Here is a 25,964-nt window from a genome sequence, read left to right as displayed (position 1 = left end):
TTATAGCTCATTCCACCTTTCAATTTCCTCCTTTGCCTCATCCATCGCATGGCTTATTCCATGATGAAAGAAAACAATGTCTCCGTCTGGATGCTTGACGGAGCGTCCTACTCTCCCGCTAATTTGTATGAGAGCGTTAGCAGTAAAAATATCCTGCTCTGCTCCTACTACTGCAACGTGAACATTTTCTATAGTGATTCCTCTTTCTAATATTGTAGTTGTTAATAAACCAGGCACTTTCTTTTCGCGAAGCTGCATGACTCTTTCCTTTCTATCTGGATGCTCAGCATAGACCCGGGGTAAGTCACCAGGGAATTGCTCTAGCATTTCAATAGTTGGGAGGAATACGAGAAATGGGATATTTTTTTGAATTTTTTCATCTATCCATTGCTGTAGCTTTGTCGGGATTTTTCCTTTGTTTAATTGTCTAGCGTAACCCCAAAGGCTGTCGAATCTAGGTACAGGTAATGGATAACCGTGATATCGTTTGGTGAGAATGGATTGGTTGGCTGTTTGAAGGGAATCGGTGGGCGTGGCTGTTACATAGTGAATAGCTGTATTTGGTTTTGCAGCTTTTACAACCGCTTGTTGAAGAGTCTCATCTGCATAGTAAGGGAAGGCATCTGCTTCATCGACAAATATGACATCAAAAGCATTTTCAAAACGGTATAGCTGATGTGTAGTGGCCAGGATTAATGAGGCAAAGCCTTCCTGGTCTGGTGCTCCTCCGTAAAGTGCATGGATGATAGTTTTTGGGAACACCTTTTGGAAACGAGGGAACAGCTCTAAAACGACATCAGTTCTTGGTGCAGCGACGCATACACGTTTGCCTGCTAGCAAAGAGGCAAAGATAGATGGAAAGAGTAGCTCTGTTTTGCCTGCTCCGCAGACTGCATGTAAAAGGTGAGACTGATTGTTTTGGACACTGTTTAAAAGCTCTTCACTTGCCCTTTGTTGAAGTGCTGTTAACCGACCGGACCAGCCAAAAATTTCCTCGGTTGTTCCGATAGCTGGCTCCTTGACCCAAGTTATCAGTTCAGAGCAACTACTAACTCGTCCCATACGGATGCAATGACGACAGTAGGTACAGGTTTTATTACAATGGGCGCATTGGAAAGAGTAAAATAGTGATGGATTTGTGTTATGACATCGATTGCAGATGTGTTTCATTGATTGAAATATTGTTTGAGGTTTAATCGTTTTGATTCCTGGTTTTAGATGAATGTGGCCGCTGAGGATATGGTCGTCTATGACCTCGCGCGGAAAAGGCGTGTGTGCGCGAAGCCATATGCGTCCAGTGAGAAATTGCTGTAATTGCTCGTTTACTTGTTTCATTATGATTCTACGTGGTACCAGCCTAGTCCCATGGAGCCTTCTCCAAGGTGCGTACCGATAACCGGACCAAAGTAGCTGATTGTAAATTCAACGTTTGGCATAATTGCTTCTAAAAGAATTTTCCATTCTATAGCCTCTTGCTCGTTGTTGGCATGAATAATAGTAGCCTTGATTTTATCGTATTTGCTTGCATCTTCCTCTAGCATATCTGCAATTCGTTTCATTGCCTTCTTGCGAGTGCGAACTTTTTCAAATGGAACGATGACTTTATTTTCAAAATGAAGGATTGGTTTCACTTGAAGCACAGATCCAATGACACGCTCGAAGCCGTTTAGACGGCCGCCACGGTGAAGATGATCTAGGTTGTCCACCATGAAGTATGCACGCATCGATTGTTTCATCTTGTTTAATTCTTGTAAAATTACTTCTGGAGTTTCACCGGCCTGCGCCATTTCTGCAGCACGGATTACATAGAAGCCTTGAACCATACAAGAAATCTCTGTATCGAATGTATACACATCAATACCTTCGACCATACCTCCTGCTTGCTCTGCTCCTGCCAATGTTCCACTAATTCCGCTAGAAAGATGGATAGAAATGATGGTGTCATAATCTTTCTCTAACTCTTCGAAGGTGTTAACGAAGTTTCCTAGAGAAGGCTGTGAGGTTTTTGGAAGTGCTTTTTCATTTCGGATTTTATCGTAAAATTCATAAGCGTTAATATCTATTTCTTCTCTATATGTGTCGTTACCAATTACGACACTAAGAGGAACCATTTTAATGTTTAAACTTGCTCGTTTATCTTCTGGAATATAAGCTGTACTATCAGTCACTATTACCGTTTTTGTCATGTAAGAAATCACTCTCCTAACTCTAGTTTACTGAATATGGATTGGAAAGGAAAGCATAAAAAGACCCCAAACATGATATTTGTCATATATGCTGGGGATATGGTGATTTATTCAGTTGTTTCGCCTATAAAATAGACACTTGTTACCACCCATTTGCCTTCTTCCTTCACAAAAACCGTCACCTGACGACCATTACGATCGAGTTTTGCTCCAGACCCTGGCTCGTGAAGTGCAATATGGATATTTGAATATACTTGAGCTTCTTTGTCATTATATTCAATAATAGTAACGTCCTCAGCTGTACGTACAGTATTGTAGTTTTCGAAGGTCTCCAATACTAGTTCTTTTTCGGATTCATAGTTGAAGCCCTCTGGTTTTTTGGAGATTACACTTAAATAGCGGTCTATATCTTCTTCGTTAAAGGCTTCAATGTATTCGTTAAATGCATTTAATACTGCTGTTTTTTCTTCCTCGGGTACATTAGCTGCCTCTTCAATGTCTCCACCAGAAGACATTTGGAAGCCTACGTCTGATTTATCCTCTGCTCCATGATCGATTGCTGACTCCGTTTGTGATGGGGTTGAATCGTTCACTGATCCCGAACTTGGATTTACCTCTTCTTTATCATTACAAGCAGCAAGTCCTAGTGTAATTGCTGCGAGAGTAAGTACTTGGATTATTAGTCTCATCTGTTTCCCTCCTGCTGTTGGTTATTTTGTCATAGTTATGACGAAAACTCAATGAATAAGTTTCAATTTATAAAATAATGAAATTTTCTGACGTTTGAAGTAACATATATAATTAGAATGGAGGTGAATATTAGTATTGTATCCTGTACAGAAGATTTTATTAAAAAGATTGTTAGGTGAGCATGAGAAATATATGCTGGTGGCAGATGATATTCGTCGTAGTGAAGCTGGTGACCGAGGAGAAGATCGGTTGGTAGCTAAGCTAGATGAATTAAGGCTTTCTGGAAATTTACAAGTGTTTTCTGATGTGGGATTGGTGTTAGAAGATTGGAAAGTACAAATTGATTGTTTAATAGTCAGCGATCGCTGTTGTATGGTCATCGAATCCAAAAATATGAGTGGTAACTTGTATTTTAAAGAGGAAGAATTTTATAAAGAAGTTGATGGAATAGAAACTCCCTTCCCCAACCCCTACTTTCAACTCACACGCAACATTCGCTTCATGAAAGAATTTCTCCGAAACGTATGCCCTACCATGAAAGTCACTGGTGCAGTCATTATAACCGCTAAATCTAGTCGCATTCGCCAGAAACCTTCCCATTATCCTATATTTAAGCTAGAAAGCATGATGGAGAAAATTTATCAAATGCATAGCAACGGCTTGCATGAGCCAGTTTCGTTGGTCAAGTTTGAAGAAATTACGTCGTACATCGAGAAAAATCTATCCCCGTATATTATGCCTCCGTTATGTGAATATTACCGAATTTCACCGAGAGATTTGGTGCGAGGAGTGGAATGTCCAAAGTGTGGTACGCTCGGAATGCTTCGACACTACTCCACTTGGAAATGTCGGAGCTGTGGGAAGAATGATCGTAATGCACATATTGCTGCCGTATATGAATACTTTCAGCTAATAAATAACGAGATAACAAATAGAGCTTTCCGAGACTTCTGTAAAATTGAGTCAAAATACTCCGCTTCTCGTATGTTAAACAGCATGGAAAATTTACAAGGCTATGGAAATGCAAACAAAAGATACTTTAAGTTGAAATAATATGCTACATTTATTTTCCCGCAACACTCTTTGTCCTTTGCTAAACACTTTACTCTTTTTCTACAACACTTCCCTTCTTTCTCGCAACGGTTTTGTTTCTCGCAACACTTCACCTGTTTTCTGCAACACTCTTTGTCCTTTGCGCAACACGTTACTCTTTTTCTGCAACACTTCCTTTTTTTCACGCAATGGTTTTGATTCTCGCAACACTTCACCTGTTCCCCGCAACACTCTTTGTCCTTTGCGTAACACTTTACTCTTTTTCTGCAACACTTCCCTTCTTTCTCGCAACGGTTTTGTTTCTCGCAACACTTCACCAGTTGCACGCAACACTCTTTGTCCTTTGCGCAACACGTTACTCTTTTTCTGCAACACTTCCCTTCTTTCTCGCAACGGTTTTGTTTCTCGCAACACTTCACCGGTTTCCCGCAACACTCTTTGTCCTTTGCACAACACTTTACTCTTTTTCTGCAACACTTCCCTTGTTTCTCGCAACACTTTTGTTTCTCGCAACACTTCACCGGTTTCCCGCAACACTCTTTGTCCTTTGCGCAACACTTTACTCTTTTTCTGCAACACTTCCCTTCTTTCCCGTAACGGTTTTATTTCTCGCAACACTTCACCGGTTTCCCGCAACACTCTTTACCTTTCCCGCAACACTTTACTCGCTTTCTGCAACACTTCCTCTCCCAAAAAACAAAACCCCCTCCAATCAAAAGATTAGAGGGGGTGTAAATGTCATATGAAGTATTATCGAACTTCAACCCAACCGTTTTTGATGCCGGTTACTACGGCTTGAGTACGGTCGTTTACGTTCATTTTTTGTAGAATACTAGATACATGGTTTTTTACTGTTTTTTCGGAGATGAAAAGAGTTTCTCCGATTGTGCGGTTACTTTGTCCGTCTGTTAATAATTGAAGAACTTCACATTCACGTTTCGTTAATAAATGGAATGGACGACGGATTTCTGTTTGGTGGAAGTTTCCTTTGTTTTCGCGCTCGCTTAAACGACGGAATTCTGCCACTAGATTACGTGTTACTTTTGGATGTAAATAAGAGCCGCCTTTAGCTACTACTTTAATCGCTGATACGATTGCCACAGCATCCATCTCTTTTAACATATAGCCTAATGCACCAGTTTTCAACGCGTGAGATACGTATGATTCATCGTCGTGGATAGAAAGCATGATAACTTTTGCATCCGGAAATTTTTCCATTAGTTCCTCTGTAGCGTCTACGCCATTTTTTGTAGGCATGTTGATGTCCATTAAAACAACATCTGGTAAGTATTGTTCATATAAGCGTAGTACATCGCTACCGTCGCTTCCTTCTGCCACCACTTCAAACGTATCTTCGAAGTCTAGTATTCTCTTTACTCCCTCGCGGAAAAGTTGGTGATCATCTATAATGATAATTTTTGTCATTGGTCATTTCCTCCTATTAAAAACGGCTGTAGTTACTATTCCTCATTTAGCGGAATGCTAAACAAAATTGTTGTTCCATTTCCTGGTGACGATATAATTTTCATCGTACCGTCTAATAAATCGACTCTCTCTTGCATACCGATTAAGCCAAATGATTTTTCTTTTACTACCTTTGGATCAAAACCGACCCCATTGTCTTTGACGATAATGTTAATTTTGTGTTTCACCCATTCAATCTTTACCCAAGCTTCTGTAAATTGACCATGCTTCAGTCCATTTGTCAGGCATTCTTGGATTAGACGGAAAATAGCTACTTCAAAATTGGGCTGTAAGCGAATTTCTTCTCCAAACGTTTGAAAATGTATTTTTTTTGCAGGGTTGTATTCCCCAGTGGTTGTAATATATTTTCTAAGCGTTGGGATTAAACCTAGGTCGTCCAAAGCCATTGGACGGAGATCATAGATGATTCGGCGAACTTCAGAAAGGGCATCTCGAACGGTGCTCTTCAATTCGATAATTTCTTTCATCGCCTCATCCCCACCTCGTTGCTGATAAGTAAGGTTGATCAAATCTGTTCTGAGCAACACATTAGCTAGCATTTGAGCTGGGCCATCATGAATTTCTCGTGAGAGACGTTTTCTTTCTTCTTCTTGGGCTTCAATAATTTTCAATGTAAAATCTTGTTTAATTTTTGCGTTTTCAAGCGCTTCTCCAACTTCCTTTAAATCAGAAGTAAGATAATTGATGACAATATTGACTTGATTGACAAGCTGATCTGCACGTTCTATCATTTCTAATAGTCCTTGCAATCTTCGTTCTAGTTCATCTCTACGCTGTCTTAGTTGTTTTTCTTCATTGCGTTTGATTAAAAGATTAATTTGAAGCTCATTTGCATTTTCGTAAGCGCTTCGGACTTGTGGTTCATCATATGAGTTAAAATTCTTCGAAACCTCTGCTAATCTATTACGAGCAAGTCTCGATTTTGCCTCAAGCGAGTCGCCTTCCAGTATGACAGCCTCAATGCTTCCGCGAATTATTTCCAACTCAACTTTCATTTCTTCGAAGCTTTGACGACTTTGTTCGCTTATAATGAATATATCCTTTTTCGAATGGTCCATTACTTCGACCATCCTATCGAAAATAACATCTAACGATTGCAATTCGAGATTCTTGTTCGTCATCTGTTTTTTCTCCTTTAGACATTCAACATGAGTCTTCATTCATTTTTACTGACAAACTCTATTATAGCACTAATTGACTAAAAATAAATTAAATTTACTTTACAAGTATGTTTCAAAGCCTTTAGGAGGGAAATTTATTATGAGAAACAATTATAAAACAGTTAAGGGTCACGGAGAAAGTGAAATTATTATTCAAAAGTCCCGATTTATTACTTATATTGAACGAGCTGAGTCTGAGGAGGAAGCGCAAGATTTTATTAATAAAATTAAACAAAAGCATAAAGATGCTACTCATAACTGCTCTGCCTACATGATTGGAGAGCATGATCATATTCAAAAAGCAAACGATGATGGTGAACCAAGCGGTACAGCCGGAGTTCCTATGCTTGAAGTCCTTAAAAAAAGAGCACTAAAGGATACAGTAGTAGTAGTGACGCGTTACTTTGGTGGTATTAAGCTGGGAGGCGGAGGCCTTATAAGGGCTTATGGCAAAGCTACTACAGAAGGGATAGATGCTACTGGGGAGGTAGAATGCCAGCTTCATCACTTAATGAAAGTTTCCATAGATTATACATGGCTAGGAAAAGTGGAGAATGAAATAAGAAACTCTATTTTCCAATTAAAAGAAATTGCCTATGCAGATTTAGTGGAAATTTATGTATACACAAAAGCGGAGGATGAGGTAAAATTTTTAGAGTGGGTAACAGAAATAACAAATGGACAAGCAATAATCGACACCGTAGAGAAAGTATTTTTGGAGTTTGACGTCGTTTGATTTATAATAAAGTAATGAGGAGTGATGGAAAAACATGAAAAAATTCTCAATTTTATTTCTTTTATTATTCGGATTAAGTATTGCTCCGGCAATTACTTTAGCAGCTGAATGTCCAGACAAGGTCTTTTGGGACGGAGTAGAGTTAAAAAAAGGACAAATTGGGAGGGTGATCATACAAAAGCCCACAACCATATACAAAAATGTGAATGGAAGCTTTGAATCCTCTCGAACAGTAAAGCCAGGTGAAAATTTTCGAGTTTATGCAAATAAATCTACATACTACCATCTTGGCGGCGGATTAGTAATTAAGGACGATTCAACAATTTTATATCAAACGCCGTCTAAAACTAAGCTCAATCAATTAAATTGCAAGCCAACAAAGGCTGCAACTACAAACTTTACAATTGGTAACAATATTTCAACTGTGAACGCTCAATTGGGAGCAGCCAAGAAATCAGTAGTAAATGAGTTTGGAGCTATTACTGGAATTTACCATAATAATTACGATAAATTTTATGCAATCAGTACATTAAGTAATAAAATATCTTCCTTATATACTAAGGACAAAGCCTTTCAAGTAAACGGAATTTCCGTATCAAATACTATAAGTCAGCTAGAAAATGAGTTTGGTAAAAGCTATGAAACTACTGGAAACACATATCCTGTGGAAATCATTACATACTCCTTACCAAAGTATGAAGCGAATTTCTTTATAGACGTGCATAATGACAATAAAATCTCGGCAATCTACTTAGTAGACTACCAATTGATCAATAAAAATCCAAATCTATATCCTAAAAAATCTACTACTCTAGAAACAGGCTACGAGAATCTATTATTTCATTTGATTAATGCAGAAAGAAAAGCTCATGGGGTTCCTGTGCTACAGTCCGCTCCAAAGGTAGCAGATGTGGCAAGAAAGCATAGTGTAGACATGGGTGTCAATGATTACTTCAATCATAATAACTTAAAAGGTGAATCTCCTTTTGACCGCTTAGCAAATGGCGGAGTACAATTTAGAAATGCCGGGGAAAATATCGCAATGGGCTACACAGATCCATATTTTGCACATGAAGCATTGATGAATTCATTAGGACATCGTAAAAACGTTATAAACACTGCATACACTCATGTAGGAGTTGGCGTCTACTTTGCCAAATGGACACATGGCTCCATTCCTTATTACACTCAAAACTTTATCAAACCATAATAATAGCTTTCAGAGTGGAGACAAAGTTATTTTTTACTTTGTCTCCACTCTTTTTAATGAATAATTACATCAAGAATAATGAGGGAACTGCATGAAAAAAAATTTTGGAAAAGCACTTGCTATTCTTATAGTTATCCTTATCGTCATCGGGACACTTGCTATCTCCATTGCAGCTGAGATTGGAATCCTATTGCTTGTAGGCCTTGCTTTTGAACGTTGGTCAAGTTTAATTTGGTTTATTATTGTTTATGGAGTCATTGAATTTATCGTCATAATGGCTCTAGATGCTTTCATAGAACTAAAGGCAAATAATCATCAAAAATTCCATAAATATTTTGGGCATATGATCGTATCATTTACACTCATTATGGCAATTTCACTTTTCATAGAGACGATTTACTTACCAATTACGGGGGCAATCATTTTCGCTATTGCTACGGCTACAATGTATTTACTGTTTAGTTTTGGGGATAAGAAAGAGGCACATGAAGACTAAAACTCAGTAAATATATTAAAAGGCAAGCATGTTGATTTATCAACATACTTGCCTTTTCTTTTGGTATTATTAATATTTTTCAATTGTAACGCCTTGATAGTAGTGCTTCAATATCCGATCGTATGTCCAACCAGCTTCTGCACGTGACTTCGCGCCATACTGACTCATACCAATTCGGTGTCCGTAGCCTTTACCGTTGACTGTTATAGACTGAATGCCTGTTTGAACCGTTTCTGTGTTTACGACTCCGCTACTTGTTTGAATGCTTACTGAGCCATCCGGTATAGATACGACACCGTTAGCAGTTTGAACAGAAACTCCATTTAATGAATCTATCGGAGTCGTTCCATTTACCTGCTGCACTGTAATGTCATTTACACCGCCTGTTGGCTTAGTGAATGAAATATCAAACCAGTTCGATTTTAAAGATTTGTTGCTTGCATCTAAGAAAACGTTTCTCATTACTGTTTCGTTACCTGTGATAGTTTTCTCTCCAGAGTTCGTGATAGCTGTTACTGCTGTGACCTCTCCATTTGCTCCGCCCTTTGTAAGCTTAACATCTAGCAACTGATCAGATGTGCTAAAACCAAACTTCTTCAAAATATTAGTTGCTGAAATTTGAACTGACCAGTTTTTGTAAGGGGATTGCTCAATTGAATCATCTACTGAAACAAATTGTGGCACCTGTGTTGAATTCCAAACATCACTAATATTTGCCGTTCTACCTCCACTAGTGGAATAATAGTATGCCTGTACAAGCTTCCCATTATATTTAACTACTAAATCCTTCGTAGCATCTACAGCTGCATTTGAGTTTTTGTGCTCAGATGTATAGCCTTTGTACATCTGGTCCTTAGTAGTACTACTTAAAATTCCAGCCTTACTCAAAGTGTAACTGCGTGCTGCTACTGTTTGAGCTTTTAACGCTTCAATATGCCAAGAAGCAGGCGACTCATTAGGAATAACGCCTTTTAAATAATTTTCTAAGTCTAGTCTGTTAACAATTTGTACGTTAGTTCCTGATTTTACTACATTGAAGCTACCTCGATACTGTGTACCAGTTGGTGTTTTCCCAAGTGGTTGAGATACAACAGATTCTACGGTTGCATTTGTTGCTGGAACCCAAGAGGAGGCACCTTGTTCATCGGTTATAGAATACCAAAGCTCTCCCTTTACATTCGTGAACTCAGTTACATATTTTGCACCTTGGAATGGCTTATAGGACTTAACAACTGCATAATCTGCGGTTGCACCCTTTCTTCCATCTACTGGAGCATTAAAAACAACTATTTTTTCATTTCCTGTAAGAGCATGTAAGGCATATCCTTGGGAAGAATACATTGCTGCTCCCTTTTGATAAATGGAAACCTCACCATTTACCTGTGAAAATGTTATAGGTGTATTAGGTAAAGCAAAAAACATTTCTTTTGTTGTAAGATTTTCTAATTTATATATACCATTTAGGTTCAAGGAGGATGTAAAGGTGTTGTGTACCTCAACTTGTATTTGCTTCGAATAAGTCTCTTGCTTATATGCAAATGCTGTATTAGCACAAGCAAAGCTTAAAGAAATTGCCGCTAATACTGCTATAAATTTTTTATTCAATTATCTCACCTCAGTTAGCGTACTTAGCACCCAACCTTTGTTTCCTTTTGGGGATTGAACATTATACCATGTTTCACCTTTTGCATTTTTAAAGGAGCTTATGTATTTTAAAGAAGTTCCTTTAGCTACTAGCTCGATTGAAGCATAGCTAGTTGTAGCACCTTTTCGTATATTAAGTGCTTCTTTTGCTACAACGGAACTTGGTGTTGCAGTGCTAGGTTTTGTTGTTGTAACATCCTCTGAATGAATCCACCCTTTTACAGTTGAAGATACTTCTACACGGTACCATAAATTAGTGCCAGAACCATGCTTGTCAATAACGTTCAATGCTTTGTTTGCTGTAAATGTTGCAAGCACCTTGTAATTACGAGTTGCTCCACTATGTACCTTCACATTATTCGCATTTGTATATACAACTGATGGTAGATCAGTAGAGTTATCAGGTGGCGTAGGTGTTGTAGTAGGAGGAGTTATAACTGTTCCACCCTCTTCAACTGCTTTTTGTAGCTGCTTAATCAAAGCATCCTGTTCTTTTATTTGTTTTTCTAGAGTAGATACTCTTGTAGTTAAAGGGTTCAATTGTGATTGTACCCAGTCAACGGAAGCTAATAGTAGATTAGAATTTGCTTTTGTAGATGCAGGTGTATTAATTGCAATTAGAAAGCTTAAACCTAATACGACACCAACCGTTGCTAGTATTTTCTTTTTCATTTTGTCTACCTTCCTCGCTCTTATTATTTTATCGCTAGAAATAACACAACATTTGGACATATCGATAAATATTTTTTTTAAAAAAAGCGGCAGCGCCTATGTGCCCCGAAAAGCAAATGGAGAATAAGCAAAGAGGCAACTAACAAGCCACCACAGTATTTTCCCATTTTCCTCGAGAGACAAGGCGCTGGAGCTAAACTAACTATTTGAAAAAAATCTGTCAAAAAAACTTCCGATATGCCCTCCTAGGAATTATTCCTAGGAGATTTATCGGTTACTTTTTCTTAAACTTAAATTTTTACTGTTTGAAGAACTCTTCCATTCCTTTACGAATTCCAACTGCTGCTTTTTTACGGAAGGCATCTGAAGCTAATAATGCCTCTTCAGAAGGATTTGAAATGAATGCCAACTCTACTAATACTGATGGAATTTCATTCATACGGTTTACATAGAATGATTGCTGTTTCACGCCACGATTGTATGTTCCAACCGCTTTGACAAGGTTCGCTTGGACACTCTTTGCAAGGGTAAAGCTCTTAGGACCATTAAAGCTTACAGACGAATTGTAGTAGGTAGTAGTCCCTTTAGATGTAGAAGAGAATGAATCAGCATGGATACTGATAAATGCATCATAATCAGAAGCATTAGCAATATCTGTTCTGTCCTTTAGCTCTAAAAATACATCTGTGCTTCGCGTTAAGGTTACAATAGCACCTGCTGCTTCAAGCTCGGCCTTTAGAAACTTAGCTGTTCCAAGGTTTACATCCTTTTCCTTAGTACCTTTAGATCCAACTGCGCCAGGATCCTTAGCACCATGTCCAGCATCAATAATTATTTTCTTACCTGCCAATCCTTTAGGCACAACTTTAATCGTTAACTCTTTATCGTAATCTCTTATTGTGTACGTATAATTTGGATCAAATGTTACAGTCAATACTGATGTTCCACCGGATACTTTCTCAACCTTCATGCTTTTTACTCCCGTTAATCCTGAAGCAATCTCGCTAATGTTCGATAGATTACCATTAACTTTTAAGACATTTGCTGAAGGCATTGTGTAAGTAATATTAAACTTTGTAGGCTTCGTCCAAACTAAATAATTTTGCCCATTGCGTACTTCTGCTCTTCCATTGATAAGTGAGATTGGAGACGCATCGCCTACTAGAGATGCTTGAATCCATCCGCGTTTTCCACTTTGCGTTTCAACGTTTAACCAGCTGTTTAATGAACGTAAAACTCTTAGTGGCGAGCTAGCAGAAATAGATTCTATCTTTTTAGAGGTAGCACTTGCACTGCTGTAAACAGTGGACGCCTTTGTAGCATACTTAGTCGGTATACTTTCACTTACCTCAAAATCTGGAACCCAACCTACAACAGAGCCTGCTTTAATGTTTAACCACTTCGTCCCGTCTGTACCGGTTACTTTATTTAAAATAGTGAAGGTTGTATTTCTCGGTAACCCCTGTAATACTGCTGAGTTAAACTTACTATCAGCATAAACTAAAGCATTATATCGTTGAATAGTGCCAGTTTCTCCATTGCCTGGAGTGACATCGCCACCAACGGTTACTACCGATTGATGTAGCCATGCTTCTCCGCTTGTTGTACCTACTTTATACCATTTTTCATTGTTTGCATCTAATGCATAATGGGTAGAGATAAAGGAATCGTTTAATCGTGATTGAGTTACAACATCGTAGGATGTTCCAGGGCCTGAACGCATATTAGCGACTGAAACGGAGACTACTAGATTTGTATTCTGTTCAATAGCTTGTCCAATATCAGGTGTTTCAGTTGGTGGTGTTTCTGGTGAAGTAGATACACTATCAAATGCTTCTCCAGATATCCATCCTTTCTTGCCAGTAGCATAGGTCACTTGATACCACTTCTCTTTTGAAGCATTTGTAAATTCCTGATGGATAGTTAATTTTGTTCCTACTTTAATCGTAGCTACGACCTTATAGCTTTTTGTAGCTCCTGAATGTACAGTAGATGCTTTTACTACTGTCTTCGAATCAATAGTAGCTTGTTCAAAAGCTGTAGCTTGAATCCAGCCTTTTTTACCTGTTGCATAGGTTACCTGCATCCATTTTTCTTTAGCTGCATTCGTAAACTCTTGGTGAACAGTCAAAGTTGTTCCAGCCTTCACTGTAGCTACTGCTGCATAACTTGTGGTTGCTCCTTTATGTACAGTAGATTGCTTCACTACCTTCATAGAAGTCGCTGTATCTCCATTCGTAGCATTTAAAAGAAATAGCTCGGAAAGCACCCAGCCTTTTTTGCCTTTATACTCTACATTAAACCAGACTTCATTTTGAGCATTAGTAAAGCTGCTTAATATTTTTAGTGAAGTTCCAGCAGGAATTGTCTCTAATAACTTATAAGAAGTAGTTGCGCCACTTCTCATATTTGTTGCAGACTTTCCTATTTTCTGTGTGGAACCGACATAAGAGTTGCCATTAATAGTCGAGTTTCCTCCTACAGCATTGGAAACCTCTTTTACATAATTACTAATCACCCAGCCAGTAGTTGAATCAAAGTTAACTTTATACCATAATTCACCGCTAGCGTTTGTAAAGCGGTCAATTATAGTAACTAGCTGTCCATTTTGGACCTTTCCAACACTGCTATAGCTAGTCGTAGCTCCTTTTCTAATATTGACATTGTTTGCTGTAATCATTGCCTTACCAGATAATTGAGCAGAAGTTATTGCTGAATTGGTAGCAGCACTCGTGTGAAGTGTATCACTCGTTAGAAGATTAATGGGCAAAAGGACAGAAGTTGCTAAAACAGATGATGCGATTACTTTTTTCATTTGTTCCTCCTTGAAACGTGTGTTTTCTACATTTTAATGCACATATTACCATAAAACAATCCAACAAATGGATTAATAGGTGTTTAATTATCGGTTAAAATAGCAAAAAGAGTAAAAGGAACAGTCCAAATGACTGTTCCTTTTACTCGCCTATTGTTAAATCTGTAATTTTAGTTGATTGATTCAATTCTGTTTTAGCATTTTGTCCAAAATCATCTAAGTTAAGTTTCAATTGCTCACTGATTTCATCTAAAGCTTCTTCATCAGGAATGAAATAGTATACTCCATTACGTGTGTCATCGTAACCCTCTAATTGAAGTTGTTCAAATGGAGTAGATTTTAACTTTTGATATGTTTTGATCAAACCAAAATATTCAGATGATGGTATGTTCGTTTTGACATTATTACCAATATCCTCAATCATGTTATCTATTTTAGTTATGTTTGATAAGCTCGTGCCTTTATCAATTATTTCTTGAATAATTTGCTTTTGTCGTTTATTGCGTCCTAAATCGCCCTCTGGATCACTCTTTCTCATACGAACATAAGCAAGAGCTTCGTTACCGTTAAGATCCATTGTACCTTGTGTATACGTCTTCCATTTTAAACTACCTGTTAGCTGCGCTTTAAACGTAAATGGCACATCTACTTCAATTCCACCAACAGTATCTACGATGTCCTCGAAGCCTTGAAAGTCTGTTGAAACATAGTAATCTATTGGAATATCTAATAATTCTTCTATCGTATTAATAGTATAATTTATACCACCGTTTGCATACGAGTGATTAATCTTATCGTTATATCCTAAATCAGGAATATAAACTCTAGTATCACGCGGGATGCTAACCATAGATACTTTATTTGTCTTTGGATTTACTGTTGCGACAATAAGAACATCGGAACGACCATATTTTGCTTTTTCTTGATTTTCAATACCGGCTAATAAAATGGTAAAAGCAGAATCCTCCGCCTTAGCTTTGTCATATTTGTCTATTGCCTCGTTCTCTGTTTTTTCTTCACGCTCTAGTGGCTCATAAATTTTATTTACAGCATTTTTGGTTTGAAACGACAAATTAGTTGCAAAGACGATAACTCCAGACAATAACACCATCGCAACGATAAGTATTGTATATAAAATTTTTCTTCTCGTCTTCGTTTTCCTGTTCTTTTGACGTGAAGTAGTCATATTAGTTCCCTACTTTACTTTTAAATTTTATCTAATTTATTATACATAATTTAAAGGATGGTGTATATTGCAAAGAAAATTACTTTTGTGTAATATTTTGTAGTAATTCTTTTACGATGGTAGTCCAACTAAATTCTCCCATTGCTAGCTGTCTTCCATTTTCTTTCATGGCATTTCTATCATTTACCTGCATTTCCACAAATTCAAACATTTTTTCAGAAATTGAGTCAACATTTTCAGGTTGTGCTACTAAACCTATGTTATTTTGAGTAATGATATTCGCGCTTTCTCCTTTTCCACAGTAAAGCACAGGAACTGCTGATGAAGCAGCCGGAAAAATTTTAGAAGGTCGAGCTCCCTCAAATAATTGTATATCACGAAGCGGAACAATACTTACATCACTCACTGAAAATAGTTTAGGCATTTCTTTTAAAGGTAGATGCCCTAAAAATGTTGTATTTTGCAAGCCAAGCTCTTCTTTGAGCTTATGTAGCTTTTCTTCTTCAGGACCCGCTCCTGCAATTAGGAAATGTGCATGAGGAACTGTTTCTTGCATCTGTTTAGCAGCATATAGAATGTACTCTAAGCCTTGCGCATAGCCTAGATTCCCTCCATATGAAAAAACAAATTTTTCATGGAGATTGTATTTTTCTAAGAATTCTACATTTTTTTCCTGTGGATAAAAGAAATTTGTATTTACACCATTCGGCAATACAAATACTTTTTCCTCCGGCTGGGAATGGTTAATAATATATGATTTAATGCCATCTGTGGCAGTTGCAATTTTCCATGAATGCTTATATAGAAACGACTCTAATATCTCAGCAAGCTTGATGAACATTTTGTTTTTCACAAGTCCTAGCTTTACTGCAGATTCAGGCCATACATCAGCTACATTAAAAACAAATTTTGCTCCTTTAAGTTTAGCGCCAATTAGACCTGTCAAACCTAAAAAGATCGGCGGAGAATTGACGATAATCACATCTACCTTCCCTGTTTTCATCAATCCATAGAAGGAACTAAAGGTGAATGAGAAGTAGGAGACTAAACGCTTCCAAAAGGTACCCTTTTTAGAAGGATAGATCCATGTGCGATGAACGGGAATGTCATCCCACATTTCAAATTCATATTTTTTTCCCTTGTACTCATCCGGTATAATCCCATGAGGATGATGTGGGAATGCAGTCACGACTTGAATATCATGTCCTTGAGCAAGTAATTCTTTACTTACCTCATAAACACGGATTTGGGGTGCACCAGTTTCAGGTGGGAAATGTTGACATAAATATACAATACGCATAGCTATCACCGTTAATCTTTCAATTTATTCTTCAAATAAGCAAGTAACGGTTCTCTTAAATCGTCACGCTTTAATGCAAAGTCAAATGTTGCTTGTAAAAATCCAAACTTGTCCCCAACGTCATAGCGTTTTCCTTCAAACATATAGGAGTAAATTGATTCTTTCTTAACCAAAGAATCAATAGCATCCGTTAACTGGATTTCTCCCTTAGCGTCCGGTGCTACTTTTTCTAATTCCTCAAAAATTCCAGGGGTTAAAATATATCGCCCAACAATAGCTTGGTTAGATGGTGCCTCCTGAGCAGACGGCTTTTCCACTAATCGCTTTACCGAAAACAAACCATTTTCAGCAGCACTGTAATCCACGATTCCATATTTATGTACATCCTCTGTAGGTACTTCATTTACTCCTAAGATACTGCTATGTACTTCCTCATACTTTGAAATCATTTGCTGCAATGCTGGAACCTCAGCATCTATAATGTCATCCGGAAGTAACACTGCAAAGGGCTCGTTACCGATGAATTTTTTCGTACATAATATAGCATGCCCAAGTCCAAGCGGTTCTTTCTGTCTCATATAATGGATATCAACTAGATTAGAGATATTTTCTACCTGCTCTAACAGCTCTAGTTTTCCTGTATTTTTTAGTAAAAGCTCTAATTCAATGGATTTGTCAAAATGATCTTCCATTGATTTTTTGTTTCGTCCAGTGACGATGATAATATCTTCAATTCCTGAAGCAATTGCTTCCTCGATGATATATTGAAGGTTGGGCTTATCAACTATTGGAAGCATTTCCTTAGGCAATGCTTTTGTTGCAGGAAGAAATCTTGTTCCAAAGCCTGCTGCAGGGATAACTGCTTTCTTAATCATATAATCACCTTTTCTTCTTGAGAGCGTATGAAGTAACCTTTATCGCTCTAAATTATATTTTTCATACAATGTCAACATATAATTTGCGTTATCTATCCAGCTGTAATGATTCTTAACATGAGCGACTCCAGCTTCACCCATTTTCATTCTCATCTCACTATTTCTAGCTAGCTTTTTAAAAGCTGCTGCGAGCTGGTCTGGACTTTCCTTGTCTGTGACAATGCCAGTAACATCCTTAACTACAACCTCTGGTAACCCACCAACATTAGAAACGACGACGGGAACGCCACATGCCATTGCTTCAACTGCTGCAACTCCAAAGCTTTCACTGTCTTCTGTAGAAGGTACAGCAAAGATGGACATCTTGCGAATTATATTCGGAACTTCTGTGTTAGGAACCTTCCCCGTGAAAGTCGTCACATCAGAAATTCCTAAATCAGTTGCGAGTTGTTCATATTCTTTTCTTTGAGGACCATCACCAGTGATAAGCAATTCTGAGTTAGGATATTCTTTATTAAATAAGGCAAAGCCCTTTACTAAGTCTGCAATCCCATACTTGTCCTCTAATGCTTTCACCGTTCCAACAATAATTTTATCTGTAAACTCAGTATCCTCTTGAGCAGGGTGGAATATCCCTAAATCAACTCCAAACGGTGTAACATAAACCGGACGATCTGTATAAAGATTAGTTTCTTTTGCCATAATATGGCTTGTAGAACATATGGCAGTTGCCTTACTTAAAGTAAATCTTACTAGCTTTTCATTTAACTTATTTTTCTTAGGAAAATCAAATATATCTTTACCCCATACAGAAACAAAATGTACTTTATAATCGACTATTGCTCCTAATAAACCATAACTTGAGATGAAATGAGAGTGCAGAATATCTGGATTCCATTCCTTAAGAAGATTCTTTAAAGCAGGTGCTGCGGCAATATAAGAAGCCTTACCTGGTAAAACCTTTGGCAATATTTCTGTTGGCACCTGTTTTGCATTGTTCTCTGAATAGTGATCCTTAAATGTATAAACTTTCACATCAATACCTTTAGACTGATAAAATAAAGCCCACTTATGAGTATGAATTGACTTACTTGGAGCTAATACTGCTATTTTCATTTTTTACCTCCTAGAAGTGCTTGTGCAGCTTGTTCAGCACGTGTATTCCATGCATGCTGCTGTAAAAAGCTTTGTTGAATATTTTTCTTAAACTGCAAATAGTCTGGTTGTATAGCCTGCATACCTTCTACTAATCCCTCTGCGCTGTCCTCTGTGATAACACCGTAGGGACCCGATTGGATAAAATCCTCCTGAGCGGAGCAATTTGTAGCTACAATTGGCAAGCCTGCAGTTAAATACTCTACTAATTTGATTGGGACAGCAAAATCATTATATGTAGATCTTTTACGTGGGATAAAAGCAAAATCAACCTGCTCATACAATGCTTGAAGCTCTGTTCCACTCACATGCTTTAACTCAATATATGCTTTGTTTAGCTTTTCTTTTTCCTCTTTGCTTAGCTGCGTGTATTCTTCTTCTCGACAGACAATTACCAATTCACCATTAGTCTGCGTTTCATTTAATATTGCATACGCTTCTACTAAAGTTGGCAAACCATAATCCTCACTGTTTATACCACCCACATAGATACCCTTAAATGGTGATTGAATATTTTGATCATTAGTAGTTATATCAGTGAAGCGTCCTCCCGGGGGAAGTGCCATTTTAGCTGTATCAATATTAACAAATTTACCCATAGCGTCACTAGGCAAAAATAAAGTGTGCACATACTTTTTATAAAACTTTTCTTCCATCTTATAAATGGTTTTCATAACAGTCTTTTTCATACCCTTTAACTTATAAAGCTCGTCAAACTTCCAATATACATCTCTATAAAAAACACCAATAGGTACATGAAGTCTCTTCAATGTCTTAAACACATCATGATCGATAATCCAATCCTTCGGAATATGTCCAGGATCTGTAAGCCATAAGGGAATCGTCTGATTTTCAGAGTAGCAAAACAATGTTTGCTCTTGTTTTTTCTCGGATATCATCTTGTTCCAAAGCTGTCTTCTTTCGGTACTTGTGCCGGAGATGACAATTACTTCTACGTTATTTTTCTGAGCGTAATTTTCAAATGCTTTAATCATTTCAATGGGACGAATTGCAGAACCACTTTTAGGATTAGTAGCAAGAGTAAAAGGATAGTAAATTAAAATATTCTTCATTGTGTTACTCCTTTTTTTCGTACTTTGCTTAATAGGAATTTCCAAATAACATGGAAATACTGCTCCAGAATAAACAAACCTCCTAATACAACGGTCATAATAATCCAAATAGGATTAAAGAAAAAGTCTGCAACTCCCCCTACAAGCGTTCTAGGAATATTAATCGTAAAGTAAACAAATAATGCAATGACAACTGGTGTTTTCGGTAAACGTAAAAAGATAATATATAACGCTTGAATGACAGCAGCGATATAAATGATAGCTACAATAACCCCAAGATAACCATATGATGCAAAGGCTTCACCAAGGAAAATAGTGTTAAGTACTCCACCCGTCCCTTTATCTATATTTTCCGGAAATACATTTTCCATTACCATTCGTGCCGAACGCACTTGCTCAATATCAAAAATACCAGCGATAAAAGATGGTAATCCCTTCGCCTCTAATGGGCTCAAGGAATGAGAGAAAGTATCCAGATGTAAAAAGAAAGGAGAAATTTGTGCTAATAATATTCGTCCAATTGGTCCGGAATTATAAGCCAAAAAGCTTTCTAGCTCAGTTACCCCTTGTATAGCTACATACATAACAATCAATAATGCGCTACCTGCTATAATATAACCGCTTATTCTCTTCCAATTTAGCTTGAGCTTTTGAGTATATACACCCGCCAACAATAACATGATTAGATAGAAGAATATTGGAGATTTCGCTAAATCATAAGTAGAAATCAATATACTAGATATAAACAATGTGAAAAAAACTACTTTCCAGTATAGAGCTCTCGACTTAGTCATATATACAAATGCAACAATAGAGAGTACTGGTGTTAATGCAATTCCAAAGATGTTTCGGATATATACATCAATTCCACTAAAGCCTCTGCTAGCATCAATCCGAAGCTTTGCAAGCTCTGATGTGTTCCCCTTTAATAGTTCTAACAACGGAACGTTCGCCGTCTTCAATAAGGTATAAGCGACTGCTAAAACAGAAATAGCGGATAAAGCCCCAAATGCCAATCTAAAAATACGCTTATTTTTATCTACACTTGTACGAACGGGTTCTTGTAGATACTTGTTGAATTCTAGTTCCGCATTAAAGCCTAAAATTCTACCTACAACTAACTGAGTTAGTGGGAATAAAATCATTAATAGGGTCAATAAAATAAAACCTATGATTCGATATTCCTCATGGTCCATTCTTTTGATCATATAGTAATCATCTATTCCTAAAGCTATTAATAATCCGCCAATATAACTGGAGATAAGGAAAGAATAATAATAAACGATAGAAATCATGTTTGGCTTTACAAGAGAAAGGCTTCCAGAAACCTTTTTGAAAAGGTATGTGGAAGCCACCACAGTAAAGAGCCATATGCTAAATATTAACAATGCTCACACCTACTTTATTTACTTGAATATTCCTTTAGTAAAGCTAACACTTTTTCCGATGTTTTTCCATCACCAAAAACAGGAGTATAAGAAGGAGTTACTTCTTTTTTAACCGCTTCAACGATTTTTTTTGTATCAGTTCCAGTTAAAATGTTGGCATCTTCAATTAATGTCTCTACCCACTCTGTTTGATCACGAACTGTCACACAAGGAACCTCTGCAAAATAGGCTTCCTTCTGAACGCCACCGGAGTCAGTTACGATTTTCTTTGCATTTGTTTCTAAAGAAAGCATATCTAGGTATCCAACTGGGTCAATTACTTTTAAATTAGGAATTTCGTTTAATTGGAATCCATAATCCTCCAGCTTTTTCTTAGTGCGTGGATGTATTGGCCAAACCTTTTTCTCAGGTATTTGAGTAAACGCATCTAAAATGGCTTTCATACGCTCTACATCATCCGTATTTTCAGCACGATGTATCGTTATTAATAAATAGTCTTTAGGAGTAAGCTCTTCATTTTTTAAAATAGTAGAAGAAGACTGTGCCAATGTTTTATTGTACAGCACTGCATCATACATAACGTCACCAATATTATAAACACCAGCAGTAATATTTTCGTTAGTTAAATTATGGATAGCAGTGTCTGTCGGACATAGTAACAAAGTCGATACATGATCCGTTAAAATACGGTTAACCTCTTCTGGCATTCTCATGTTAAAGCTGCGTAAACCTGCTTCGATATGCACAATTGGAATATGCAATTTAGCAGCGGCAAGCGCTCCAGCTAAAGTTGAATTAGTGTCTCCATATACTAGCAAGAAATCTGGGTTTTCCTTTAAAATAATTTCCTCAATTTTTGCTAACATTTCACCGGTTTGTTTGCCGTGATTCCCAGAACCAATTCCTAAGTGATAATCTGGCTTTGGAATATTTAACTCCTCGAAGAAAATATCAGACATATTGGCATCATAATGTTGTCCAGTATGTACAATAAGCTCCGTTACCTCTTCACGAATAACGCGTGAAACAGCGGCGGCTTTAATAAACTGAGGTCTTGCTCCTAATATCGTTAGAACTTTCATTTTGTAATCTCCTTCATCATTTGAATCATATCTTTTACGATAAACGAATTTATATTATACGGATGCTCATACTTCTGCCCATTTCGTTTAAATGTCAGAGACTGAACATATTGCTTGTAGGTTGGATAGATCCCATACCATTCCATCGGCTCATCAAAATATTTGCGATATAGATTTTTCTTTCTATATATTTTGCGCAACATAGGGTAGAGAATTCCATATTTATTTTTAAGAGAATTTTCAGGTCCCGGTTTTTGTGGCAATGGATAATATTCTGGATACATTTGATGCAATGTATAATCATATAAATACTTTTTATACTTTAAATTCGCTGGTATTTTACTAAAGAAGTGGATCAAACGGTCATCCCATAATGGAATGGACCATCCTTGTCCAAAATACTCATATACCCGAACAGAATTAATGATAAATTTTGCTTGTCTTTCACGCCAGTTCCATTCGTCTATTAATGAAGTAACTCGTTCATTGGTATAATTCGAATGTTCTTCAATATCTTGATACAACCCTTTTCCAATAACCGTTTCTGCGTAACTATCTTTCCCAGAAAGCTCCCACAAACGGAAATGTTTGTTCATGATAAAGGTTTGAATTTCATTCTTTTCAAATTGCTTATCTACAATGGATTCATAGGGTAAATGACCGCCAGCTAGATAATCTAATGAATGACCTGGTAAAAATACAGCATCCTGTAAGCCTTCTTGCTCCACAAGTAGCTTGGTACTTGGAAAGTCTTGCAAGTGTGCTACTGAAACACCATTGCTAGAATACACTACATAGTCCTTCCATTCCTCAGACTTGTACATATCTTCCCACATCTTTTTGTCGTAGGCAAAATACTTCCACTTTAAACCAAGTTTGTCGGCAATCTGCTTACTTACAGTGGATTCTCCATTTCCTGGCCTACCGTATGTAAAGGCAGTAATATTATCCTTTAAACCACGTTCCACTAAGTTTAATGCTATTAACCGTGAGTCATACCCACCACTTAGCGGAATGACAATTTGACGATCCTTTAATCTATCTGCTAAATCATCAAACAAGTCATTGAAAACTTGCTTAAGCTCTTTTGCGAATACATCAATTGGCTCTGTCTCTTTTGGTAATACATATGAATAATAATAGTGTTGGAATGCTTCTTCTTTTAAAATAAGATAAGACACTGCAGGAACTTGCTTCCATTCCTCAAATAAGGTCTTGTCTCTAAAAACAAAGCCCGTAATGAGGAATTCTTCCTCTGCCTCCGAATTCATCTTCATTCCTTCGTGAGGCTGTATGAAGTCTTGTACTAGCCAGTTTCCTGAGTCATCCATTGAATAGAACAGCGGAATAGAACGTTTCATATCCGTAACAAGAGTTGTGCACTCATCATTAGTAAAGATAAGTGCATATTCTCCATTCCACTTAGCAAAGTCCTTGGAAGCTAATATTTCTTCATTAATAATGCTAGCGAAGTTTTCATGGGTGACATATTGATTTTCATAGTAGAAGTATCCTCTCAAAAAACCTTCATACCCAGCGCCTTTTATAGGATAAAAATCTTTATGCCTAAGGTTAGTTATACATTTTTTCGACATGCCTTATCCCCCATTACTTTCTTTTTACAAAATATTTATCCATGCGAACTAGTAAAACCAGGATGATAAATACTATCCATACTCCTAGGATTAACCAGCTATTTAAATCATTTAATTGAATATATACAATTCCAAGTGTTGCAGCTATTAGCCATAATATTGTCCAAGCCATTTTAAATCCCGAAAAAGGAACATAATATAGTTTCTGACTTTTACGAAATACCATAAACAAGGCTAAACAATATGCTGCTACATAAGAAATAACAGTTCCCCAAATAGTAAGGTACGGCACGAATATAAAGTTCAATACAACCGAAACAACTGCTGCAATACCAAATGCTATAGAAATATGTTTTGTCTGTTTAGAGTAAAATATCCCTGTAGAAACAATCATATAGTAAAAACTTAAAAATGTTGCAATCGATATTGGTGCCACATATTGAAATGCAATTCTAAAATTCTCCGGCATAACCAAAATAATCAGTGGCATGAAGGTCGCTAAAGCTAAAACTCCAAAGCTGCCAATTATTAAAAATGCCGCATATAATGTTGCAAATAATTGAGGGCTATCTTTTTTATCCTTTAAAGACATAGAGAATGGTCTCCAGGCTAGCTGGATCCCACTAGTCAATAATGTGATAAATGTTGCAAACTTAATAGCTGTCCCATATATACCAACATCATCTAACGTACCATATGCGCGTATAAAGAAATTATTGGCATTGGCAATTATCCAAAATGCTAAAGACGCTGGCACTAAAGGAGCTGCGTAAACTAAGATTTTCTTTAAAATTACTTTATCGAACAGTGGTTTTAAATATACTCTAGTAGGCTTTATTAAGACTACTACAATAATTGCGACACTGATTAAACGAGCTACAAGTATTCCTTCTAGAGAAGTCCATACAAACATTAAGAAAAGTATCGAAACAACTGCGATTAATAACATTTTACCTATAGTTGTAAATACCACTCTTTTAGTATGAAACTCGTATCTTAGAATGGTTAGGACAAGTGTAATGATTGTATCTAAACACAACGTACCTAAAGCAATATAGAATAGTTGTGAGTAGCCTGCCGATTCTAATATTATAGCAGCCAGCCAATCTCCACCGATTAAAAATATGGCAAAAAGTAAGATAACCATAGATAAACGGAAAGTCATAACTGAGCGAACGTACTTCTCACGGGTTTCTTTATCTTTATATTCAAAATAATAATAGGCAAGAGCAGAATCGGTTCCAAATATCACCAGGAAGGTAAGCATAGATACGGTAGTATCTACCATTTGAAGCACACCAATTAGGGATTCTTTTTCAAGATAATGTGCATACAAAGGAAACAATATAAAAGCGATTAGTTTAGTTCCTACGTTCATAAATGCATAAAGGAGCGAATCCGCTCCTAAACGTTTTAACTGAGAGAACACTTAGAGAAGCTCCTCCTCAGGTACATTTTTCAAGAATTTTGCTGGGAATCCCTTAATTACAGTTTTTTCTTCCGTATCCTTTGTCACAATTGCTCCAGCCGCTACGAATGTTTCTTCAGCTATTGTTATACCAGGTAGAATAATAGATGCTCCGCCCACACGAGCACCACGCTTAACAATTGCACCTTTAATCTTGTCAAATCGTGCTTCTGTTCTACCCATGAAGTTATCATTAGTAGTAGTTACACAAGGAGCAATGAATACATGATCCTCTAAAGTAGAATGTGCAGTAATGTATGAGTTAGATTGAATTTTTGTACGATCTCCGATAGTAACAAAATTTTCAACTGTTACATTGCGACCAATGATTACATAAGAACCAATTTCCACATCTTCACGTACAGTTGCTAAATCAGCGATTAATGTACTTTCACCAACTTTAGCCCCTCTATAGGCAATTGTATTTGCACCAATTGTACATTCCTTACCTAGCTCAAGCGGCGGTATCTCTTTAGTAATTTGCATTGTGCTTGTTTTAGCAGGCTTTGGCTGTTTACCAACTACTGCACCATCATCGATGGTGGTACCATCTCCAATGATGGTACCAGCGTGAATTGTAACACGATTGCCTACGCGAACATTATCGCCAATTTTTGCTCCTTCTTCTATTACAGAAAAATGTCCAACTGTCGTATTTTCGCCTATTTCAGCAGTTTCATGTATAAAATTCATTT

Annotated in this window: 23 protein-coding genes; 4 read left to right on the top strand and 19 right to left on the bottom strand. The window is 37.2% G+C overall.

Annotated elements, in window-relative coordinates:
- From MKY94_RS05235 to MKY94_RS05225, 3 genes are all read right to left on the bottom strand, one after another.
- Positions 1-1,062 (bottom strand): DEAD/DEAH box helicase family protein, encoded by a 1,062-nt coding sequence (locus MKY94_RS05235; RefSeq protein ID WP_342578181.1) that lies wholly within the window; start codon positions 1,060-1,062, stop codon positions 1-3.
- Between the two features lie 272 nt (positions 1,063-1,334).
- Entirely contained in the window at positions 1,335-2,186 is an 852-nt protein-coding gene (locus MKY94_RS05230; protein WP_144537559.1) for a DegV family protein, read from the bottom strand.
- Positions 2,187-2,293: 107 nt separating this feature from the next.
- Positions 2,294-2,875, bottom strand: a complete 582-nt coding sequence (locus MKY94_RS05225; RefSeq protein WP_144537557.1) for a nuclear transport factor 2 family protein — start codon at positions 2,873-2,875, stop codon at positions 2,294-2,296.
- Positions 2,876-3,011: 136 nt separating this feature from the next.
- Here MKY94_RS05225 and MKY94_RS05220 point away from each other — a divergent pair, with 136 nt between their 5' ends.
- Complete coding sequence (locus MKY94_RS05220; RefSeq protein WP_340844262.1) at positions 3,012-3,929, top strand: nuclease-related domain-containing protein; 918 nt, start codon at positions 3,012-3,014, stop codon at positions 3,927-3,929.
- Positions 3,930-3,989: 60 nt separating this feature from the next.
- Here the strand turns inward: MKY94_RS05220 and MKY94_RS05215 are convergent, their stop codons facing one another.
- From MKY94_RS05215 to MKY94_RS05205, 3 genes are all read right to left on the bottom strand, one after another.
- Positions 3,990-4,544 (bottom strand): hypothetical protein, encoded by a 555-nt coding sequence (locus MKY94_RS05215; RefSeq protein ID WP_342578180.1) that lies wholly within the window; start codon positions 4,542-4,544, stop codon positions 3,990-3,992.
- 135 nt (positions 4,545-4,679) lie between these two features.
- The gene (locus tag MKY94_RS05210) at positions 4,680-5,354 is read right to left on the bottom strand and encodes a response regulator transcription factor (protein WP_144537553.1); all 675 of its coding nucleotides are present in this window, start codon (positions 5,352-5,354) and stop codon (positions 4,680-4,682) included.
- A gap of 35 nt (positions 5,355-5,389) precedes the next feature.
- Complete coding sequence (locus MKY94_RS05205) at positions 5,390-6,535, bottom strand: histidine kinase (protein ID WP_342578179.1); 1,146 nt, start codon at positions 6,533-6,535, stop codon at positions 5,390-5,392.
- 139 nt (positions 6,536-6,674) lie between these two features.
- On the opposite strand from MKY94_RS05205, the gene MKY94_RS05200 reads away from it, so the two are divergent.
- The 3 genes from MKY94_RS05200 (at position 6,675) to MKY94_RS05190 (ending at position 9,016) form a co-directional block, all read left to right on the top strand.
- Complete coding sequence (locus tag MKY94_RS05200) at positions 6,675-7,310, top strand: YigZ family protein (protein WP_342578178.1); 636 nt, start codon at positions 6,675-6,677, stop codon at positions 7,308-7,310.
- A gap of 34 nt (positions 7,311-7,344) precedes the next feature.
- Entirely contained in the window at positions 7,345-8,520 is a 1,176-nt protein-coding gene (locus MKY94_RS05195; RefSeq protein WP_342578177.1) for a CAP domain-containing protein, read from the top strand.
- A 91-nt stretch (positions 8,521-8,611) separates the two neighbouring features.
- Positions 8,612-9,016 carry a histidine kinase gene (locus tag MKY94_RS05190; protein WP_342578176.1) on the top strand — a complete coding sequence of 135 codons (405 nt, stop codon included), beginning with the start codon at positions 8,612-8,614 and terminating at the stop codon, positions 9,014-9,016.
- Positions 9,017-9,085: 69 nt separating this feature from the next.
- On the opposite strand, the gene MKY94_RS05185 is transcribed toward MKY94_RS05190, so the two are convergent.
- The 13 genes from MKY94_RS05185 to MKY94_RS05125 all read right to left on the bottom strand — a co-directional run bounded on the left by MKY94_RS05185 (position 9,086) and on the right by MKY94_RS05125 (position 25,962).
- Complete coding sequence (locus MKY94_RS05185) at positions 9,086-10,621, bottom strand: SpoIID/LytB domain-containing protein (protein WP_342578175.1); 1,536 nt, start codon at positions 10,619-10,621, stop codon at positions 9,086-9,088.
- Positions 10,622-11,332, bottom strand: a complete 711-nt coding sequence (locus MKY94_RS05180; RefSeq protein ID WP_151110936.1) for an SH3 domain-containing protein — start codon at positions 11,330-11,332, stop codon at positions 10,622-10,624.
- 298 nt (positions 11,333-11,630) lie between these two features.
- Complete coding sequence (locus MKY94_RS05175; RefSeq protein ID WP_340844256.1) at positions 11,631-14,147, bottom strand: SH3 domain-containing protein; 2,517 nt, start codon at positions 14,145-14,147, stop codon at positions 11,631-11,633.
- A 142-nt stretch (positions 14,148-14,289) separates the two neighbouring features.
- Positions 14,290-15,333, bottom strand: a complete 1,044-nt coding sequence (locus MKY94_RS05170) for an LCP family protein (protein WP_191696523.1) — start codon at positions 15,331-15,333, stop codon at positions 14,290-14,292.
- Positions 15,334-15,412: 79 nt separating this feature from the next.
- Positions 15,413-16,633, bottom strand: a complete 1,221-nt coding sequence (locus MKY94_RS05165) for a glycosyltransferase family 4 protein (RefSeq protein ID WP_144538234.1) — start codon at positions 16,631-16,633, stop codon at positions 15,413-15,415.
- Positions 16,634-16,644: 11 nt separating this feature from the next.
- Complete coding sequence (galU, locus tag MKY94_RS05160; protein WP_144537535.1) at positions 16,645-17,508, bottom strand: UTP--glucose-1-phosphate uridylyltransferase GalU; 864 nt, start codon at positions 17,506-17,508, stop codon at positions 16,645-16,647.
- A gap of 39 nt (positions 17,509-17,547) precedes the next feature.
- Entirely contained in the window at positions 17,548-18,624 is a 1,077-nt protein-coding gene (locus MKY94_RS05155) for a glycosyltransferase (protein ID WP_342578174.1), read from the bottom strand.
- Positions 18,621-19,736: a glycosyltransferase gene (locus MKY94_RS05150; RefSeq protein ID WP_342578173.1), complete on the bottom strand. Its 1,116-nt coding sequence runs from the start codon at positions 19,734-19,736 to the stop codon at positions 18,621-18,623. Before MKY94_RS05150 ends, MKY94_RS05155 begins: the two co-directional genes overlap by 4 nt.
- Complete coding sequence (locus MKY94_RS05145) at positions 19,733-21,031, bottom strand: oligosaccharide repeat unit polymerase (RefSeq protein ID WP_342578172.1); 1,299 nt, start codon at positions 21,029-21,031, stop codon at positions 19,733-19,735. The genes MKY94_RS05150 and MKY94_RS05145 overlap by 4 nt, the downstream gene beginning before the upstream one ends.
- A 107-nt stretch (positions 21,032-21,138) precedes the next feature.
- On the bottom strand, positions 21,139-22,206 hold the full coding sequence (gene wecB, locus MKY94_RS05140) for a UDP-N-acetylglucosamine 2-epimerase (non-hydrolyzing) (RefSeq protein ID WP_340844253.1): 1,068 nt from the start codon (positions 22,204-22,206) through the stop codon (positions 21,139-21,141).
- Positions 22,203-23,801 carry an asparagine synthase C-terminal domain-containing protein gene (locus MKY94_RS05135; RefSeq protein ID WP_340844252.1) on the bottom strand — a complete coding sequence of 533 codons (1,599 nt, stop codon included), beginning with the start codon at positions 23,799-23,801 and terminating at the stop codon, positions 22,203-22,205. The genes wecB and MKY94_RS05135 overlap by 4 nt, the downstream gene beginning before the upstream one ends.
- Positions 23,802-23,814: 13 nt before the next feature.
- Positions 23,815-25,230, bottom strand: coding sequence for an oligosaccharide flippase family protein (locus tag MKY94_RS05130; protein ID WP_151110949.1), 1,416 nt, complete (start codon positions 25,228-25,230; stop codon positions 23,815-23,817).
- The gene (locus tag MKY94_RS05125) at positions 25,231-25,962 is read right to left on the bottom strand and encodes an acyltransferase (protein WP_342578171.1); all 732 of its coding nucleotides are present in this window, start codon (positions 25,960-25,962) and stop codon (positions 25,231-25,233) included.
- Positions 25,963-25,964 lie beyond the last annotated feature (2 nt).

It is taken from the genome of Psychrobacillus sp. FSL K6-2843, from assembly GCF_038626375.1.
GTDB lineage: Bacteria > Bacillota > Bacilli > Bacillales_A > Planococcaceae > Psychrobacillus > Psychrobacillus faecigallinarum.
This window is presented reverse-complemented; position numbering and strand designations above follow the sequence as displayed.